Annotated in this window: 1 protein-coding gene; it reads left to right on the forward strand. The window is 35.1% G+C overall.

What is annotated here, in order from left to right; all coding sequences use genetic code 11:
* Nucleotides 1–180: 180 nt before the first annotated feature.
* Nucleotides 181–1,497 (forward strand): VWA domain-containing protein (locus BZK14_RS12905; RefSeq protein ID WP_143691484.1); only part of this gene is annotated, 1,317 nt, incomplete at its 3' end.

The following is a 1,497-nucleotide window of genomic DNA, read 5'->3' on the forward strand; positions in this document are numbered from 1 at the left end:
AAAGAGAGCATTCAATTAACAATGTTTACATAAAAAGAAAGCTGACCAATACAGTCAGCTTTTCTTATGTCTAATTAAACAGTTTATAAACTCTGTTTAAACAGGTGTTAAATTCTTAAGTTTATGACAATCATCTTGCGAAACATTACAATGTATCTATGACAAACTTTTTGCAAAGTTATGCCAAAAAATTCGCGACGCTACAGTATGTATTACCCAATGGGAAATACTAATCGAATGGAAGTCGCTAAAGAAGGATTGAAGTTGTTTGTTAATCAAATGGTTAATCACCAAGGCAAAATTAACTTTACTTTGATTACTTTTGACTATGACCCCAAAAATTATGGTACGTTTGAAGTAACGCAAGATAATCTTCAGGATATTTTGGATATGATTGATAGTATTCCTAAGGATAATGGCGGTACGGCCCCAGAAGCAGGCTTTGCAGAAGCTGTAAAATGGTTTAACGAGCAAGAGAGTGGTCTCGAGAACCAAACGTACTTTATCACTGATGGTGATCCAAGCTTGAAGAACCCAAAGGATTGGGAGCATCGTGATAATATATTTAGTCAGTTAGCAGATCAAAGTAAGGTTTTCGCTGTTGGCTTGGGCGAAGTACATGTTGATAATGTAAAACGTTATGATAATACTGATGAAGATGGTAATAAAATAGAAAATTGGAGTAAAGATAATGTTGGTTCAGCCCAGGTTTTACAAGATAAAGAAGCTCTAATATCTTATTTGATTGGTGGAACAACTAATTTTAAACCTGCAGATGCGGGCAATGATATTGTGAATGGTGGTAATGGTAACGATATCTTATTTGGCGATGCAATTAATACCAATCATTTACAGTGGGATGGTCGTGATGTACTGAAACATCCGCAGTATTCAGGTTATTCAACATTAATTGATTATTTGAAAGCCACAGTGACAAATGGTTCTGAACCAACGGATCAAGATGTATATGATTATTTAAAAGAAAATTATATGGATTTTGTGAAAGCAGATGCCAATGATCCTAATGTTAAAGGTGGTAATGACATTATCAATGGCGGTGCAGGTGACGATATTATCATTGCAGGAGCAGGTGATGACTTAGTCATTGCAAGTGCAGGTAATGATATTATTTCAACAGGCCCAGGCAATGATACTGTGCTTTATCAATTATTATCAGGGTTGGAGAACGATAATACTGGTGGGCATGGCATTGATACTTGGGTAGACTTTGCATTAGGTAATCCTGAGTTAGATGATAATGCAGATGTACTTAAATTTTCAGAAGATTTCTTTGATGGTTTAACATTAGATGATTTAATTTCTAAAGATAGTGAAACTGTGGGTAAATTTATTACCGTTGATTATGACGAAGCAAGCCAAACAGCGACTATTTCTGTGGATCGTGATGGTGAAGGTTCAGGTTATACATCAGAAACGTTATTGCACTTAACGAATCAAGATAGCCGTATTACATTGGATGATTTATTAGAAAATAAT

The sequence above is a fragment of the Wohlfahrtiimonas larvae genome, from assembly GCF_002006755.1.
GTDB classification, from domain to species: domain Bacteria; phylum Pseudomonadota; class Gammaproteobacteria; order Cardiobacteriales; family Wohlfahrtiimonadaceae; genus Wohlfahrtiimonas; species Wohlfahrtiimonas larvae.